Raw genomic sequence first — 15,635 nt, 5'->3', positions numbered from 1 at the left:
GAGCGGACACCCGGGGTGCGTAATGTCGTACTCATGAGTACGACAGGAGCGACCGCCGATCCTCCCCCAAGCTCTCGGAAGAGCTCGAGCGGGGGAGACCCCCTTGCGGCCCTGGGCTCGCTGCCCGGTGTGGCCGACTCCGTGGAATCCGTGCGCAAGGCCGTGGACCGGGTCTACGGACACCGGGTCATGCGGCGGCGCAGCAACGAGATCACCTCCGAGGCGGCGCTGCGCGGCGCCCGCGGCTCGGCAGCGCTGTCCGGCGCGGACTGGGAGCTGGAGGAGGTGCGCAGGCGAAGCGACTTCGGCACCGACGACGAGGCACGCACGATGGGCGCCGCGCTGCGGCTGTCCGCCGAGGCGGGCCAGCTGCTGACCATCTGGCGGCAGTCGCCGCTGAGGGTGCTCGCCCGGCTGCACCTGGTGGCGGCGGCCGACCGCGCCGACCAGGTCGGGCGGCCCCGCAAGGAGGGCGAGCCGGTCGACGAGCCCTTGATCGGCCTCCCGCTGCCCGGCGCGGCGGAGGCGCACGGCAGGCTGGAAGGCCTGGCCGAGCTGATCATCGGGGGTGGTTCCGCCCCGGCGCTGGTCACGGCCGCCGTCGTGCACGGCGAGCTGCTCGCGCTGCGCCCCTTCACCTCCTCCAACGGCCTTCTCGCGCGTACGGCCGAGCGCATCGTGCTGGTCGGCAGCGGACTGGACCCGAAGTCGGTCTGCCCGGCCGAGGTCGGCCACGCAGAACTGGGCCGCGAGGCCTATCTGACGGCTCTGGAGGGCTATGTCTCCGGCACCCCCGAGGGCGTGGCCGCCTGGATCGCCCATTGCGGACGGGCGGTCGAGCTGGGGGCGCGGGAGTCCATGGCGGTGTGCGAGGCGCTGCAGCGCGGGGCGGCATAACGCGCGGGGCCGGCCTGCGCGCGGAGCGAAGACGCGAAGGCGGTAAAGAGGTAAAGCGGTGAAGCGGTAAATCATTCGAGAGGCGTTTGCGCGGCAGTCGCGCAGAGATGCGGCGGTACGAATTCTCGTACCGCCGCTGGCACGTCCACCTGGTTACCAAGCGTCCTCGATATATGCCCATCAGGCCGGGAACTTTGCCCGTTCCTGGTGCGGCTGGCCCGTAATCGACGGGTCGACGTCGCGTGGGTGCCCTGTGACCATGCTCGGTCCGTGGGGCCAAATGCGTTGTGAAGGTGATCCTCTCGGATGTCCTTGGTCTCGCGGGCCGTTGAGTCCTTTGTACTCCAGGTTCCAAGCAAGCGGAAGTGGGAGGCCTGCTTCTTTACTTTTGGGTTCAAAGGCATGCCAATCGGGCGCCGGTGCGCTGGACGGAAACCGGCCCGGCCGGTGCGCCTTCGTGAGGGCGGTCAGGCCACCGTCACGCGGCGTCGGCTGGCGTACCAGACCAGGCCCGCGGTGGCCGCGGCGGCTCCTATGGCGGCGACCGCCACCAGGGCCGGGCGGGGCGGGACGGAGAGCGCGGGGAGGCGCTGCTTGAGCCGGACGGGCCGGTGGAAGTCCAGGATCGGCCACTCGCGCGTGACGGCTTCGCGGCGCAGCGCCCGGTCCGGGTTCACGGCGTGCGGGTGGCCCACGGACTCCAGCATCGGCAGATCGGTCATCGAGTCGCTGTAGGCGTAGCAGCGGGAGAGGTCGTAGCCCTCCGACTCGGCCAGCTCCCTGATCGCCTCGGCCTTCGTCGGGCCGTACGCGTAGTACCCCACCTCTCCGGTGAAGCACCCGTCGTCGCCCACGACCATGCGGGTGGCGACGACCCGGTCCGCGCCCAGCAGTTCGCCGATCGGCTCGACCACCTCGGCGCCCGAGGTGGACACGATCACCACGTCCCGGCCGGCGGTGTGGTGCTGCTCGATGAGGGTGGCGGCCTCGTCGTAGATGATCGGGTCGATCAGGTCGTGCAGGGTCTCGGCGACGATCTCCTTGACCTGCTGGACGTTCCAGCCGCGGCACAGCGCGGACAGGTACTTGCGCATCCGCTCCATCTGGTCGTGGTCGGCGCCGCCGGCCAGGAAGACGAACTGGGCATATGCGGTACGCAGGACTGCCCTGCGGTTGATCAGGCCGCCTTGGTAGAACGACTTGCTGAACGTGAGCGTGCTCGACTTCGCAATGACCGTCTTGTCCAGATCGAAGAAGGCGGCTGCGCGGGGCAGTGAGTGGTTTTCCACGCCCTGAGCATAGGCGCAGCCCATTCGGCGTAAGGTGTGGCGTGTGGGTTTGCCTGAGAAGGCTCTCGGGTACACCATGGAAGTCACGGATCGTTCGCGACCGTGCTAACCCGGTCCGGCTCCTCCCCCCCCGAGTCGGCCGTGGGGACGACCCCCGCTCTCCCCCCCGGCGGGGGTCGTCGCATGTCCAGGTGGGTTTTTCCTCCTTCTCGGTACGGCCGGGACGCCGCCCGTCGACCGGGTCTCGGCTTCTTTGTCATGCCCATGATTCATCACCCTGTGTAGCCGTAAGGCTGCTCTGCGGGATTCGTGCACGGGTTGTTCGGGGCTCACCGGTATGGGTGACGGCGATATTCACAAGCGTCAACCTGTCCACAGTTTTTGACCAAGATCCACACGATTTCCCGGATCGCTGCACCGTGATTCCGACGCGTCCGCCTGCGGCGAGTTCACCACTCGTTCCGTTTGCCGGGTCGCGTACGGCCGGTTTCCGCCGGCCGTGCATATCGAGGCCGCTCGCCGGTTCTCACATGTGTGGGAATCGCGGGGCCGCAGAGGCATCGCGAGATGCAGCGAAGGGGGAAGGAAATGGCAGGAACCGTCACACACGATCCGCCGCCCGCCGCCGGAGGAGGCAGGCAGGGCGGACCGCTGATCGTCACCGAGGACGCCGGGCTTCTCGACGACCTGCTGCGCCTGTGCGCGGCGGCCGGTGCCACCCCGGAGGTCCATCACGGGGTGCCGGAACGGCGGGGCAGCTGGGAGGCCGCACCGCTCGTCCTCGTCGGTGACGACGCCGCGCGGCGGGTGCGCGGTGCCGCGCGGCGTCGCGGAGTGGTGCTGGTCGGCCGCGACCAGGACGACTCCGGGGTCTGGCGCCGGGCCGTCGAGATCGGCGCCGACCATGTGCTGATGCTGCCCGACGGCGAGCAGTGGCTGGTCGACCGCATCGCCGATGTGGCCGAGGGCGTCGGCCGGCCGGCCCTGACCGTCGGTGTCCTCGGCGGCCGGGGCGGGGCCGGCGCCTCCACGCTCGCGTGCGCGCTCGCCGTCACCTCGGCGCGTGAGGGGCTGCGCACTCTCCTGGTGGACGCGGATCCGCTGGGCGGCGGACTCGACGTGGTCCTCGGCGGCGAAACGGCGGAAGGGCTGCGCTGGCCCGCTTTCGCCGCCTCACGGGGGCGGGTCGGCGGCGGCGCCCTGGAGGAGTCGCTGCCCGAACTGCACTCCCTGCGCGTGCTCAGCTGGGACCGCGGCGACTGCGTCACCGTGCCGCCGCAGGCCGTACGCGCGGTGCTCGCCGCGGCCCGGCGCGGGGGCGGCGCGGTCGTGGTCGACCTGCCGCGGCGCGTCGACAGCGGGGTGGCCGAGATCCTCGCGCAACTCGACCTCGGGGTCCTGGTGGTCCCCGCCGAGCTGCGTGCCGTCGCGGCGGCCGGACGCGTCGCCTCCGCCGTCGGCATGGTCCTGCGCGACCTGCGGGTGGCGGTACGCGGGCCGTACGCACCCGGTCTCGACGACCGCGAGGTGGCCCGGCTGCTCGGACTGCCCCTCGTCGGCGACGTGCCCGTCGAGCCCGGCCTGCAGCACCCGCCCGGCTCGGGCCGGCCGCCCGGGGCGTCCGGCCGGAGCCCGTTGGCCCGGTTCTGCAAGGAGTTCTGGGAGCGGGCGCTGGTGGAGGCGAGGGCCGCATGAACATCGGAGGACGCCAGAGGCCTGAGGGGCCGCACGGGCCGCACGGGCCGCGTGGGATGCCGGTGGGCGGCCGGGACAGCACGGTGCCCGTGGAGACGCGCGGGGCGCCTCGGGCGGGGCTCAGGGGCATGGTTCCGATGGGTGCCGGGATCGTCGGGGGCGGCGGTGTGGCCGCCGTGGGTTTCCGTGACGCAGTGGCGGCGGGGCACGGGCACGAGGCCGGGGCGCCGGGGGCGGGAGCGATGTCCGTTACGCCGGAGAGGACGTCGGGAGGCGGGTCCGGAATGCCCGCCGGACTGCTCGACGGGGTACGGCGGTGGCTCGCGGAGAGCGGGTCCGAACCGACGCCCGCGCGGGTGGCGCAGGCCCTGCGGGAGCAGGGGCGGGTGCTCGGTGCCGCCGAAGTGCTGGGTGCCGCGGAACAGCTGCGGTCCGAACTGATCGGCAGCGGCCCGCTGGACCCGCTCCTCGCCGACCGGTCGGTCACCGACGTACTCGTGTCGGCACCCGACCGGGTCTGGGTGGACCGGGGCGGCGGACTGGAGCTGACGGACGTCTCCTTCCCGGACGCGGCGGCCGTACGCAGGCTCGCCCAGCGGCTCGCCGCCGTGGCCGGCCGGCGCCTGGACGACGCCCGGCCCTGGGTCGACGCGCGGCTGGCCGACGGGACGCGGCTGCACGCCGTGCTGCCCCCGGTGGCCGTCGGCTGCACCTGCCTGTCGCTGCGCGTCGTACGGCCCCGCGCCTTCACCCTGGACGAACTGACGACGGCGGGAACGGTGCCGCCGGGCGGCGACCGGATCCTGCGCGCGCTGTTCGGCGCGCGGCTGTCCTTCCTGGTCAGCGGCGGTACCGGGACCGGCAAGACGACCCTGCTCAGCGCATTGCTGGGGCTGGTCGGTCCGGACGAGCGGATCGTCCTCGCCGAGGACTCGGCCGAACTGCGGCCCGACCATCCGCACGTCGTACGCCTGGAGACCCGGCCCGCGAACCAGGAGGGCGCCGGACTCGTCACGCTCGAGGACCTGGTGCGCCAGGCGCTGCGGATGCGGCCGGACCTGCTGGTCGTGGGTGAGGTGCGCGGCCCCGAGGTGGTCCATCTGCTGGCAGCCCTCAACACCGGACACGAAGGCGCCGGGACCGTCCACGCCAATGCCGCCGCGGACGTACCCGCCCGGCTGGAAGCGCTCGGCACGGCGGCCGGACTCGACCGTTTCGGGCTGCACAGCCAGCTGGCGGCCGCCTTGTCCGTGGTGCTGCACCTCGTCCGCGACCGGACCGGCCGACGGCGGATCGCTGAGGTGCACGTGCTGGAACGGGACCCGTCGGGGCTGGTGCGGACGGTGCCCGCGCTGCGCTGGAGCCCCGACGCGTTCGTCCCCGAGCGGGGGTGGGAGCGGCTGCGGGAACTGCTCCGGAACGCCGGTGACGGCGGCGGACCGTGAGGGGGCGGCTCGTGGGAGGCCGGGTCGCAGAAGGGCGGCCTCGGGGCGGTCAGCCCGTTGACGAACGGTCGTTCGACCGGTGGGCGCGGCGGACGGCGAGAGGGGACCGAGGGTGAACGGGACTGCCGGGATGTCGATGGGGACGGCCACGGCGTGCCTCGGGGCCGCCGCGTGGCTGCTGGCCGGCCGGCGGGCCGGAGCCAGGCGGGCACGGCTGCTGCTGGCCGGTGGGGCACCGGCCGGGAGCGGACCGCCGGGACGGCCCCGGGCGATCCGTGCCTGGGGACGCATCCGGGGACGGCTGCGGGCCGAATGGTGGGCCCTGGCCGCCGGGGCGGTGCTGGCGCTGCTGGGCACGTCGGTACTGCCGCTCGTCGCGGGCACGGCCGGGGTGCCGCTGCTGCGGCGGGTGCGGCTGGCCGCCGGGGAGCGCCGGGTCCGTGAACGCAGGGGCGACGCGGTGATCGCGCTGTGCGGGGCCCTCGCCGGGGAGGTGCGCGCAGGGCGGCAGCCGGGTGAGGCGCTGTCACCGGCCGCGCGTGACTCCGGCGGGCTCGGTGACGCCCAGGCGGCGGTGCTGACGGCCGCACGGTTCGGCGGGGACGTCCCGGACGGACTCGTGGTGGCGGCGCGCCAGCCGGGCGCCGAAGGGCTTCGCGGGCTCGCGGCGTGCTGGCGGGTCGCCGTGGACCAGGGGGCGGGGCTCGCGGCCGGACTCGACCGGCTGGAAGCGGCGCTGCGTGCCGAACGGGACCAGCGTGCCGACCTGCGTGCCCAGCTGGCCGGCGCCCGCGCCACCGCGGTGATGCTCGCGGGGCTCCCCGTCCTGGGGCTGGGGCTCGGCGCGGCCCTCGGGGCCGACCCCCTGCACATCCTCCTGCACACCCCGTCCGGGCTCGGCTGCCTTGGAGCCGGCGGGGTCCTGGAAGGCCTGGGGCTGTGGTGGGTGCTGCGGATCATGCGGGGTGCCGAGGAGGCGTCGGCATGAACGGCGACGTTTTCCACGGGCTGGGGATCGTCGTGGGGACGGCGTCCGCGCTCGGCTGGCCGGCCTGGTGGCTGCGCCACGCGCGGTGCGAGCGCCGGCTGCGACGACGACTGGCCGAGACGCTGGCCGTGGAACAGGCGGCGGCCCGGCCACGCCTCACGGTGCCGAGAGGCGCGCGCGAGTGGCTGCCCCCGGCGGGAGCGGCCTGCGCCGGCTGGGTGCTGCTGGGCGGTCCCGCCGGAGTGCTGGTGGGGCTGGCCGGAGCCGCCGGACTGTGGCGGTGGCGCCTGCGGCAGACGGCGGCCGGGACGCACGAGCGGGAACGTGCCGCGGCCCGCGCGGCGCGACAACTCCCCCTTGCCGCCGATCTGCTGGCCGCCTGCATCGCGGCCGGCGCCGGGCCCGTGCCCGCCGCGCAGGCGGTCGGCGAGGCCCTGGGCGGGCCGGTCGGGGACGCGCTGGCCAGAGGCGCGGCGGAGGTGCGGCTCGGCGGGGAACCGAACGCGGCCTGGCGCCGGCTGGCCGCCGTTCCGGGAACCGCGGCCCTGGCCCGGCTGCTGGAACGGGCCGACGTGTCCGGGCTCCCCATGGCCGCGCCCGTCGCGCGGCTCGCCGCGGAGTCCCGCGCGCGATGGGCCCGCGAGGCGACGGCGCGGGCGCGGCGGGCCGCCGTCATGGTCACCGCGCCGGTGGGCCTGTGTTTCCTGCCCGCCTTCGTCGCGGTCGGCGTGCTGCCCGTGGTGATCGGGCTCGCCGGCGGGGTGCTGGGAGGAGGTGGTCGATGACGGGAGAGAACCGAAAACGGCGGCAGGACAACGGACGCACGGACGCACGGACAGACAGTCGAGTGGTGTTTCAACAAAACCTTTCCCTGAGGGGGTTGAGATGTATCAGGTGGTACGGGCGCGGTTGCGTGCCCTGGTGTGCAGGATGCGCGCGGCACGGAAGGACGCCGGAATGGTCACTTCCGAGTACGCCATGGGCATCGTGGCGGCGGTGGCGTTCGCCGTCGTGCTCTACAAGGTGGTCACGAGCGGCCCGGTCGACGCGGCGCTGACGAAGATCGTGGAGCAGGCGCTCGATGGCCGGATGTGAACGGCGCTCGGACCGTGGCTTCGTGACGGCGGAGTCGGCGATGGTGCTGCCCGTGCTGGTGATGTTCGCGATGGCGCTGGTGTGGGGGCTGTTGGTGGTGGCGGCACAGATCCGGTGCGTGGACGCGGCCCGCACCGGTGCCCGCGCGGCGGCCCGGCAGGATTCTCCCGGTGCGGTCGTCGAGGTGGCCCGCCGGGCGGCGCCGTCCGGCGCGGAGGTCACCGTGAGCCGGGAGGCGACGCAGGTGCGCGTGGTCGTCGTGGCCGAACCCCCGTTACTGCGCGGGCTGCCCTTCGAGGTACGGGAGGAGGCGGTGGCGGCCGTGGAGGAGACGGCGGGGGCGGACACGTGAAGCACGGGATCCGCGACCGGCGGCGACGGCAGAGCGGCCCGGTGTCCGGACGAGGGCATGAAAGTGGGCGTGGGGCCGGTCCGCCGGACCGGGGGCACGAGCGCCATGCCGGCGGGGAGTGCGACGGGGCGCGCGCCGCACCGGCCGGGCAGGAGGCCGGACCCGGGCGCGGCCTCCGCCGGGACGGCTGCCGGCACCGGGACGGTGGTCGGAACCCGGCCCGGGGTCCAGGTCGGCACCGGTGTTCCGGACAGGGCCCCGACCGGGGCTCCGCGACCGTCTGGAGCGTCGGGGCCATCGCCGTGCTGTGTGTCGTCTTCGGCGTCGTCCTCACCCTGGGGCAGGCCGTCGTGGTCCGGCACCGGGCGGCCGGTGGTGCGGACCTCGCCGCGCTGGCGGCGGCGGACCGGTGGATGGACGGTACGGCGGAGGCCTGTGCGCGGGCCGGCCAAGTGGCCGGGGCGCAGGGCACGCGCCTGGTGCGGTGCACGGTCGAGGGCGAGGTCTCGGACGTGTCGGTGGCCGCGGGACGAGGACCGTTCGAGGCAGAGGTCAGGGCGCGGGCGGGGCCGGCCGGTCCGCCGGCCGGCGCTCACCCCTGGCCGGCCTCCGCCGCCGTGCCGCCCGTCCGGTCCGCCCCCGTCCGGTCCGCCTCCGCCTCGCTCTCCTTCGCCGGCGCACCCTCCAGCAGCACCGTGAGAAGCCGTACCGCACCTCGTTTGTGCAGCGGTTCGTTGCCGTTCCCGCACTTGGGGGACTGGATGCAGGACGGGCAGCCGGCCTCGCACTCGCAGGAGGCGATGGCCTGCCGGGTGGCGGTGAGCCAGTCGCCGGCGGTGTGGAAGGCGCGCTCCGCGAAGCCGGCCCCGCCCGGATGACCGTCGTAGACGAAGACGGTGGGCAGCAAGGTGTCGGGGTGCAGGGGCACGGAGACCCCGCCGATGTCCCAGCGGTCGCAGGTCGCGAAGAGGGGCAGCATGCCGATCGACGCGTGTTCGGCGGCGTGCAGGGCGCCGCCGAGGACCTCCGGGTTGATCCGGGCCCGGTCCAGCTGGTCCTCGGTGACCGTCCACCACACCGCGCGGGTGCGCAGCGTACGGGGCGGGAGGTCGAGTTTCGTCTCGCCCAGCACCTCGCCCGTGATGACACGTCGACGCAGGAAGGAGACCACTTGGTTGGTGACCTCGACGGAGCCGTAGCACAGGCGGCCGTCGCCCCACGGGATCTCGGTGTCCGTCTCCAGCACGGAGATCGACGTCGTGTCGCGGGCGACCGTCGTGTAGGCCGGGGCGGCCTGTTCGACCAGGGCGACGGAATCCTCCAGGTCGAGGGAGCGGACGAGATACGTGCGCCCCTGGTGCAGATGGACCGCGCCCTCGTGGACGGTCGTGTGCGCGGCGCCGGCGTCCACCGTGCCGAGCAGCCGCCCCGTACCGTCCTCGACGACCTGGACGGGACGACCGCCCTCCCCGCGGATGTCGGTCAGGTCGGCGGCCCGTTCCCGGCGGGTCCAGTGCCAGGCCTTCGTCCGGCGGCGGAGCAGCTTCGCGGCCTCCAGCTGCGGCAGGAGCCCCGCGGCGGCCGGACCGAACAGCTCCAGGTCCTCGTCCGTCAGCGGCAGCTCCTCGGCCGCCGCGCACAGGTGCGGGGCGAGCACGTAGGGGTTGTCGGGATCGAGGACGGTGGATTCCACGGGCCGGTCGAACAAGGCTTCGGGGTGATGGACGAGGAAGGTGTCCAGAGGATCGTCGCGGGCGACCATGACGGCGAGGGCACCCTGCCCTGACCGTCCCGCACGGCCCGCCTGCTGCCACAGGGACGCCCTGGTGCCCGGGTAGCCGGCGATCACCACGGCGTCCAGGCCGGAGACGTCCACGCCGAGTTCCAGGGCGTTCGTCGCGGCGAGTCCGAGGAGTTCGCCGGAGTGCAGGGCATGTTCGAGGGCACGGCGCTCCTCGGGGAGATAGCCGCCCCGGTAGGCGGCCACCCGCCGGGCCAGCGAGCGGTCGACCTCGGCCAGGCGTTCCTGGGCGATCACCGAGATCAGCTCGGCGCCGCGCCGGGAGCGTACGAAGGTGACCGAGCGGACGCCCTGCACGGTGAGGTCGGTCAGCAGGTCGGCGGCCTCGGCGGTGGCGGTACGGCGGACGGGGGCGCCCTTCTCGCCGTGCAGCTCGGTCAGTGGAGGCTCCCAGAGGGCGAACACCAGTTCGCCGCGAGGGGAGGCGTCGTCGGCGACCTCGACCACCGGCAGGCCGGTGAGGCGGCGGGCGGCGACCGCGGGCTCGGCGGCGGTCGCGGAGGCGAGCAGGAACACGGGCGAGGCCCCGTAGCGGGCGCAGAGGCGGCGCAGCCGGCGCAGCACCTGGGCGACGTGCGAGCCGAAGACGCCCCGGTAGGTGTGGCACTCGTCGACGACGACGTACTTCAGCGACTTCAGGAAGGAGGACCAGCGGGCGTGGGACGGGAGGACGCTCCGGTGCAGCATGTCCGGGTTGGTCAGGACGTAGTTGGCGTACTGGCGGATCCACTCGCGTTCCTCGAACGGAGTGTCGCCGTCGTGGACCGCCGCGCGCACCGAATGGCCCAGAGGTTGTGAAAGTTCCTTCACAGCACGGCACTGGTCGGCCGCCAGGGCCTTCGTGGGAGCCAGGTAGAGGGCGGTCGCACCGCGGCCGTTCGGGGCCTCGGAGCCGTCCAGGAGCGCCGACAGGACCGGCGTGAGATACGCCAGGGACTTGCCGGAGGCGGTACCGGTGGCGACCACGACCGACTCGCCGTCCAGGGCGTGCTCCGCGGCGCGTGCCTGGTGGGCCCACGGATGGTCGATGCCCGCGGCCTGCACGGCGGCGAGCACTTCCGCCCGGATCCGGTCCGGCCAGACGGCATGGCGACCCGCGCGCGGGGGCAAGTGCTCCGTATGAGTAATGCGCGAAGCCCTGCTCGGCCCGGCGGCGAGCCGGTCGAGGAGCGCTCCCGGCGAGGGCTGGGGAGCGCTGTCCGTCGGGGGCCGATCGGGTCGGAGATTCTTGGCCATCGGCACCGAGTGTGTCACCGGCATGACGGACAATGGGGCCAAGGCGTCGTGCACGCCTGCCGGTAAGTGATTGAATGCCATCGCGGCTGGCGAACCGTCCCGGGGGCTGAGCCGAGATGCCCCAAGGGCGACCGCTCGATAGCTAGGTGCTGGAGGATCCGTGGACCTGTCCCTGTCGACCGAGACCATGGGCGATCGCACGATCGTCAGGGTCGGTGGCGAAATCGACGTATATACCGCGCCCAAGCTGCGCGAGCAGCTGGTCGAGCTGGTGAATGACGGCAGTTTCCACCTTGTCGTCGACATGGAGGGTGTGGATTTCCTCGATTCAACCGGACTCGGCGTGCTGGTCGGCGGCCTGAAGCGTGTGCGTGCCCATGAGGGCTCGTTGCGCCTGGTCTGCAACCAGGAGCGCATTCTCAAGATCTTCCGTATCACCGGCCTCACCAAGGTGTTCCCGATTCACACCTCGGTCGAGGAAGCGGTGGCGGCCACCGACTGATCACCGGTCCCGGGCGTCCGCGCCCGGGAGAGCAGTGAAGTACGAGGAGGACCGGGCTCTTCGGCGGCCCGGTGCCTCCCCCACAGCACGCCCGAAGTCTGCGAGGGGGATGCATGGCCACCGTTGAGCTCCGCTTCAGCGCGCTGCCCGAGCATGTCAGGACCGCCCGACTGGTGGCGGCAGCGGTGGCGCGCAGGGCCGGAGTGGACGAGGCGGTCCTCGACGAGGTCCGGCTCGCCGTCGGTGAGGCGTGCACACGTGCCGTCGGACTGCACCAGCACAGCGGAATCTCGGCCCCTGTGAAGGTGCTGCTGATCGAGGAGGAGAAGCAGTTCTCCATCGAGGTCGGCGACGAGGCGCCCCACGCGACTCCCGGCGGGCGCACGCCCGGCGGGTCCGGGGCCACCGAGGCCGAGATCGAGGAGGATGAGATGGGCCTCGCGGTCATCAGCGGGCTCGTCGACGATGTCGAGGTCAGTGCCGGGGAGCACGGCGGATCGATCCGCATGAGGTGGTCCACCACGCCGCCGGCCACCTTCCCCGTCTGACTCGGCCGACCGGACGTATCCGGCTCACCCGGCTGCGCCGGTCTCATCCGATTGCACGCATTTCACCTGAGTGCGCCGGAATCACCCGATTCGCTCGCTTCACCCGAATGGCGACCCATACCGAAGGGCCCCACCTGTGGGGCCCTTCGGCGTGTGCGGGTGTCATCGCCCGCGCCTACAGTGGTCCCTGTGCCGGCCGTCCCCGCCGAGCGGCCCCGGTGGGAGCAGCCCCGGTGCGAGCGGTCCGCGGTACCGTTCACCGCGTGAATTGATTCACGATCAGACGGATGATCGAAAAGATTTTTGTGCGATCACTGAAAGGATCATTCGCCTGATCAGGTGAATGATCCCGTCGAATGCCCCAGTGGCATTACGGATTTCGGTTCCTGGGTCGTCCGGCGATCATTGTGCGAAGAGCATGTGCGGCTATTTACATTTAACGCACTCTGTTTTGATCAGGTTCCTGGTACCTACAATCCCGTCCACATCTTGAGCTCAGCCCAAGCGTCAAGGAGGACGAATGGCGGGGCTTTCCCTCTCACATCAGCCGGGCCAACCCATCTCCCTCGCGGCTGCCGTGCTGACCGACGGCAACCGTGTGCTCGTGGTGCTCATCGGGGTCGTAGCACTGGCAGCACTGGCCGTCGCAGGGGTCCTGGTGCGCCAGGTCCTCGCGGCCGGCGAGGGCACCGACAAAATGAAGGAGATCGCCGCGGCGGTCCAGGAGGGCGCGAACGCCTATCTGGCCCGCCAGCTGCGCACGCTCGGCGTATTCGCCGCGGTCGTGTTCTTCCTGCTCCTGCTGCTGCCCGCGGACGACTGGAATCAGCGTGCCGGACGATCGGTGTTCTTCTTGATCGGAGCGGCGTTCTCGGCGGCCACCGGATACATCGGTATGTGGCTCGCCGTCCGCAGCAATGTGCGAGTCGCCGCGGCGGCCCGCGAGGCGACACCGGCTCCCGGGGAGCCGGAAAAGGATCTCACCGCGGTCTCGCACAAAGCGATGAAGATCGCTTTTCGTACGGGCGGCGTGGTCGGCATGTTCACCGTCGGGCTCGGCCTGCTGGGCGCCGCCTGCGTGGTGCTCGTGTACGCGGCCGACGCGCCGAAGGTTCTCGAGGGCTTCGGGCTCGGGGCCGCGCTGATCGCGATGTTCATGCGAGTGGGCGGCGGCATCTTCACCAAGGCCGCCGACGTCGGCGCCGACCTGGTCGGCAAGGTCGAGAAGGGCATTCCGGAGGACGATCCGCGCAATGCCGCGACCATCGCCGACAACGTGGGCGACAACGTCGGCGACTGCGCGGGCATGGCGGCCGACCTGTTCGAGTCGTACGCCGTGACGCTGGTGGCCGCGCTGATCCTGGGCTCGGCCGCGTTCGGTGACGCCGGACTGGCCTTCCCGCTGCTCGTGCCCGCGATCGGCGTCCTCACCGCGATGGTCGGCATCTTCGCGGTGGCCCCCAGACGCGCCGACCGCAGCGGCATGAGCGCGATCAACCGCGGTTTCTTCATCTCCGCGGTGATCTCACTCGTCCTGGTCGCGATCGCCGTGTACAGCTATCTGCCGTCGTCGTACGCCGGCCTCGACGGCGTCACCGACGCGGCGATCCAGGGCAAGGACGGCGATCCGAGGATCTTCGCGCTCGTCGCGGTGGCCATCGGCATCGTGCTCGCCGCCCTGATCCAGCAGCTCACCGGTTACTTCACCGAGACCACCCGGCGTCCCGTCAAGGACATCGGGAAGACCTCGCTCACCGGCCCGGCCACCGTCGTCCTCGCCGGGATCTCCCTCGGGCTCGAATCGGCCGTCTACACCGCCCTGCTGATCGGCCTCGGCGTGTACGGGGCGTTCCTGCTCGGCGGTACGTCGATCATGCTGGCGCTGTTCGCGGTGGCGCTGGCCGGCACCGGCCTGCTCACCACGGTCGGTGTGATCGTCGCGATGGACACCTTCGGGCCGGTCTCCGACAACGCTCAGGGCATCGCCGAGATGTCCGGCGACGTCGAGGGCGCCGGCGCCCAGGTGCTCACCGACCTGGACGCCGTCGGCAACACCACCAAGGCCATCACCAAGGGCATCGCCATCGCCACGGCGGTCCTCGCGGCGGCGGCCCTGTTCGGCTCGTACCGTGACGCCATCACCACCGGTGCGCGGGACGTGGGCGAACGGCTCAGCGGTGAGGGCGCGCCGTTGAGTCTGATGATGGACATCTCGCAGCCCAACAACCTCGTCGGACTCATCGCGGGCGCGGCGGTCGTCTTCCTCTTCTCGGGGCTGGCGATCAACGCGGTGTCGCGGTCGGCGGGTTCGGTGGTCTTCGAGGTGCGGCGGCAGTTCCGCGAGAAGCCCGGGATCATGGACTACAGCGAGAAGCCGGAGTACGGCAAGGTCGTCGACATCTGCACCAGGGACGCCCTGCGCGAACTCGCCACACCCGGTCTGCTGGCCGTGATGGCACCCATCTTCATCGGGTTCACGCTCGGCGTCGGGGCGCTCGGCGCCTTCCTGGCGGGCGCGATCGGCTCGGGCACGCTCATGGCGGTGTTCCTCGCCAACTCCGGTGGCGCGTGGGACAACGCCAAGAAACTCGTCGAGGACGGCCACCACGGGGGCAAGGGCAGCGAGGCCCACGAGGCGACCATCATCGGCGACACCGTCGGCGACCCCTTCAAGGACACCGCGGGGCCGGCCATCAACCCGCTGCTGAAGGTGATGAACCTGGTGGCGCTGCTCATCGCGCCCGCGGTCATCCAGTTCTCCTACGGCGCGGACAAGAACGTCGGCGTGCGGGTGCTGATCGCGGTTCTCACCCTGGCGGTGATCGTCGGCTCGGTGTACGTGTCCAAACGGCGCGGGATCGCCATGGGTGACGAAGGTGATGCCGAACCGGACTCCACATCGGCCGATCCGGCGGTGGTTTCGTAGACCAGCCACCGAACTGGCTCAAGGTACGGGCGGGCGGCGCGTGTTGACGACGCGTCGCCCGCCCGCGCCGTGCGACGCGCGCCCCCGTCGTGAGCCTTCTCTCGATGGTGCAAATGGCTTCAAAGGTGATCTTAACGGACGTTCGGCGGGGAGATGTCGCGCATCTGGCGTGTATGTTCCGGGGCCGGGAGCCATGGAAGGGGCCGATCCGGTGAACAAGAAGCTCGCGGCCGCGCTGTCCGGCGGCGCGGTACTGGTACTGGCGCTGACGGGATGCGGCAGCAGTGACGACAACAACGAGAAGCTGAACTCCTGGGCGGACCAGGTCTGCGGCGCGGTGCAGCCGCAGGCGAAGAAGATCCAGTCCGCCAACGCCGCCATCCAGAAGGAGACCTCGGACAACAGCACCCCGGAAGAGGTCCAGAAGACCGACTCGAAAGCCTTCCAGGACATGTCCGACGCCTACAAGGCGATTGGTGCGGCCGTGACCAAGGCGGGAGCGCCGGACGTCGAGAACGGCGAGAAGAAGCAGACGGACGCGGTCAAGGAGCTCAACAGCATCTCCTCGTCGTACGCCTCCCTGAAGAAGCAGGTCGACGGGCTCGACACGGACGACCAGGCGAAGTTCGCCGACGGCCTGAAGGACATCGCCACCGAGCTGGACAAGCTCAGCAAGAGCGGCAACGACGCCCTCAAGACGCTGGAGGAGGGCGAGGTCGGCGAGGCGATGGCCCGGCAGGCCAGTTGCAAGACGGCCACCGGTTCGGCGCAGGCCACGACGGGCTGACGGCGCGACAGCGCACAGCCGCCCTCACCCCCGCGACCCCCGGAGCCCGCCGCGGCGGTCGCTGCGGTCTCGAC

13 protein-coding genes and 1 pseudogene are annotated in these 15,635 nt (G+C 72.1%); 12 read left to right on the top strand and 2 right to left on the bottom strand.

What is annotated here, in order from left to right:
• The first annotated feature begins 33 nt into the window (after nt 1-33).
• On the top strand, nt 34-897 hold the full coding sequence (locus ACIF80_RS17760) for an oxidoreductase (protein WP_399805506.1): 864 nt from the start codon (nt 34-36) through the stop codon (nt 895-897).
• Nucleotides 898-1,364: 467 nt separating this feature from the next.
• On the opposite strand, the gene ACIF80_RS17755 is transcribed toward ACIF80_RS17760, so the two are convergent.
• Nucleotides 1,365-2,210, bottom strand: a complete 846-nt coding sequence (locus tag ACIF80_RS17755; protein WP_399805504.1) for an HAD family hydrolase — start codon at nt 2,208-2,210, stop codon at nt 1,365-1,367.
• Nucleotides 2,211-2,774: 564 nt separating this feature from the next.
• Between ACIF80_RS17755 and ssd the strand changes: the two genes are divergently transcribed.
• The 7 genes and pseudogenes from ssd to ACIF80_RS17720 all read left to right on the top strand — a co-directional run.
• The gene (ssd, locus tag ACIF80_RS17750; RefSeq protein ID WP_399805502.1) at nt 2,775-3,881 is read left to right on the top strand and encodes a septum site-determining protein Ssd; all 1,107 of its coding nucleotides are present in this window, start codon (nt 2,775-2,777) and stop codon (nt 3,879-3,881) included.
• Between the two features lie 242 nt (nt 3,882-4,123).
• Nucleotides 4,124-5,326 carry a TadA family conjugal transfer-associated ATPase gene (locus ACIF80_RS17745; RefSeq protein WP_399805500.1) on the top strand — a complete coding sequence of 401 codons (1,203 nt, stop codon included), beginning with the start codon at nt 4,124-4,126 and terminating at the stop codon, nt 5,324-5,326.
• A 136-nt stretch (nt 5,327-5,462) separates the two neighbouring features.
• Nucleotides 5,463-6,314 carry a type II secretion system F family protein gene (locus ACIF80_RS17740; protein WP_399806115.1) on the top strand — a complete coding sequence of 284 codons (852 nt, stop codon included), beginning with the start codon at nt 5,463-5,465 and terminating at the stop codon, nt 6,312-6,314.
• The gene (locus ACIF80_RS17735; RefSeq protein WP_399805498.1) at nt 6,311-7,099 is read left to right on the top strand and encodes a type II secretion system F family protein; all 789 of its coding nucleotides are present in this window, start codon (nt 6,311-6,313) and stop codon (nt 7,097-7,099) included. The genes ACIF80_RS17740 and ACIF80_RS17735 overlap by 4 nt, the downstream gene beginning before the upstream one ends.
• Nucleotides 7,100-7,199: 100 nt before the next feature.
• Nucleotides 7,200-7,409, top strand: coding sequence for a DUF4244 domain-containing protein (locus ACIF80_RS17730; protein ID WP_399805496.1), 210 nt, complete (start codon nt 7,200-7,202; stop codon nt 7,407-7,409).
• Nucleotides 7,396-7,761 (top strand): TadE family type IV pilus minor pilin, encoded by a 366-nt coding sequence (locus ACIF80_RS17725; protein WP_399805494.1) that lies wholly within the window; start codon nt 7,396-7,398, stop codon nt 7,759-7,761. The genes ACIF80_RS17730 and ACIF80_RS17725 overlap by 14 nt, the downstream gene beginning before the upstream one ends.
• Nucleotides 7,758-8,273 (top strand): annotated as a pseudogene (locus tag ACIF80_RS17720) (Rv3654c family TadE-like protein); the annotation flags it as partial. The gene ACIF80_RS17725 and the pseudogene ACIF80_RS17720, both read left to right, overlap by 4 nt.
• Before the next feature lie 80 nt (nt 8,274-8,353).
• Here the strand turns inward: ACIF80_RS17720 and ACIF80_RS17715 are convergent.
• A complete protein-coding gene (locus tag ACIF80_RS17715; RefSeq protein ID WP_399805492.1) occupies nt 8,354-10,879 on the bottom strand; it encodes a DEAD/DEAH box helicase in 2,526 nt (841 codons plus the stop codon).
• Nucleotides 10,880-10,958: 79 nt separating this feature from the next.
• Between ACIF80_RS17715 and bldG the strand changes: the two genes are divergently transcribed.
• The 4 genes from bldG to ACIF80_RS17695 all read left to right on the top strand — a co-directional run bounded on the left by bldG (nt 10,959) and on the right by ACIF80_RS17695 (nt 15,561).
• The gene (gene bldG, locus ACIF80_RS17710) at nt 10,959-11,300 is read left to right on the top strand and encodes an anti-sigma factor antagonist BldG (RefSeq protein WP_003991900.1); all 342 of its coding nucleotides are present in this window, start codon (nt 10,959-10,961) and stop codon (nt 11,298-11,300) included.
• A gap of 113 nt (nt 11,301-11,413) precedes the next feature.
• Nucleotides 11,414-11,848 carry an ATP-binding protein gene (locus ACIF80_RS17705; RefSeq protein WP_399805490.1) on the top strand — a complete coding sequence of 145 codons (435 nt, stop codon included), beginning with the start codon at nt 11,414-11,416 and terminating at the stop codon, nt 11,846-11,848.
• Between the two features lie 520 nt (nt 11,849-12,368).
• Nucleotides 12,369-14,774 (top strand): sodium-translocating pyrophosphatase, encoded by a 2,406-nt coding sequence (locus tag ACIF80_RS17700; protein ID WP_399805488.1) that lies wholly within the window; start codon nt 12,369-12,371, stop codon nt 14,772-14,774.
• 193 nt (nt 14,775-14,967) lie between these two features.
• A complete protein-coding gene (locus tag ACIF80_RS17695; protein ID WP_399805486.1) occupies nt 14,968-15,561 on the top strand; it encodes a small secreted protein in 594 nt (197 codons plus the stop codon).
• The last annotated feature ends 74 nt before the right edge of the window (nt 15,562-15,635 follow it).

Source organism: Streptomyces sp. NPDC085927 (assembly GCF_044540975.1).
Taxonomy (GTDB): Bacteria; Actinomycetota; Actinomycetes; order Streptomycetales; family Streptomycetaceae; genus Streptomyces; species Streptomyces hirsutus.
Note: the sequence above shows the minus strand (reverse complement) of the source record. Positions and strands in the feature narration are given on the sequence as shown.

What these genes read in the sequence shown, in the direction of transcription:
- ssd (WP_399805502.1), top strand. Translation starts at nt 2,775, where the DNA reads ATGGCAGGAACCGTCACACACGATCCGCCGCCCGCCGCCGGAGGAGGC.
- ACIF80_RS17695 (WP_399805486.1), top strand. Translation starts at nt 14,968, where the DNA reads ATGGAAGGGGCCGATCCGGTGAACAAGAAGCTCGCGGCCGCGCTGTCC.
- ACIF80_RS17735 (WP_399805498.1), top strand. Translation starts at nt 6,311, where the DNA reads ATGAACGGCGACGTTTTCCACGGGCTGGGGATCGTCGTGGGGACGGCG.
- ACIF80_RS17725 (WP_399805494.1), top strand. Translation starts at nt 7,396, where the DNA reads ATGGCCGGATGTGAACGGCGCTCGGACCGTGGCTTCGTGACGGCGGAG.
- ACIF80_RS17760 (WP_399805506.1), top strand. Translation starts at nt 34, where the DNA reads ATGAGTACGACAGGAGCGACCGCCGATCCTCCCCCAAGCTCTCGGAAG.
- ACIF80_RS17730 (WP_399805496.1), top strand. Translation starts at nt 7,200, where the DNA reads ATGTATCAGGTGGTACGGGCGCGGTTGCGTGCCCTGGTGTGCAGGATG.
- ACIF80_RS17745 (WP_399805500.1), top strand. Translation starts at nt 4,124, where the DNA reads ATGTCCGTTACGCCGGAGAGGACGTCGGGAGGCGGGTCCGGAATGCCC.
- ACIF80_RS17700 (WP_399805488.1), top strand. Translation starts at nt 12,369, where the DNA reads ATGGCGGGGCTTTCCCTCTCACATCAGCCGGGCCAACCCATCTCCCTC.
- ACIF80_RS17705 (WP_399805490.1), top strand. Translation starts at nt 11,414, where the DNA reads ATGGCCACCGTTGAGCTCCGCTTCAGCGCGCTGCCCGAGCATGTCAGG.
- ACIF80_RS17755 (WP_399805504.1), bottom strand. Translation starts at nt 2,210, where the DNA reads ATGGGCTGCGCCTATGCTCAGGGCGTGGAAAACCACTCACTGCCCCGC.
- ACIF80_RS17740 (WP_399806115.1), top strand. Translation starts at nt 5,463, where the DNA reads ATGGGGACGGCCACGGCGTGCCTCGGGGCCGCCGCGTGGCTGCTGGCC.
- ACIF80_RS17715 (WP_399805492.1), bottom strand. Translation starts at nt 10,879, where the DNA reads ATGGCATTCAATCACTTACCGGCAGGCGTGCACGACGCCTTGGCCCCA.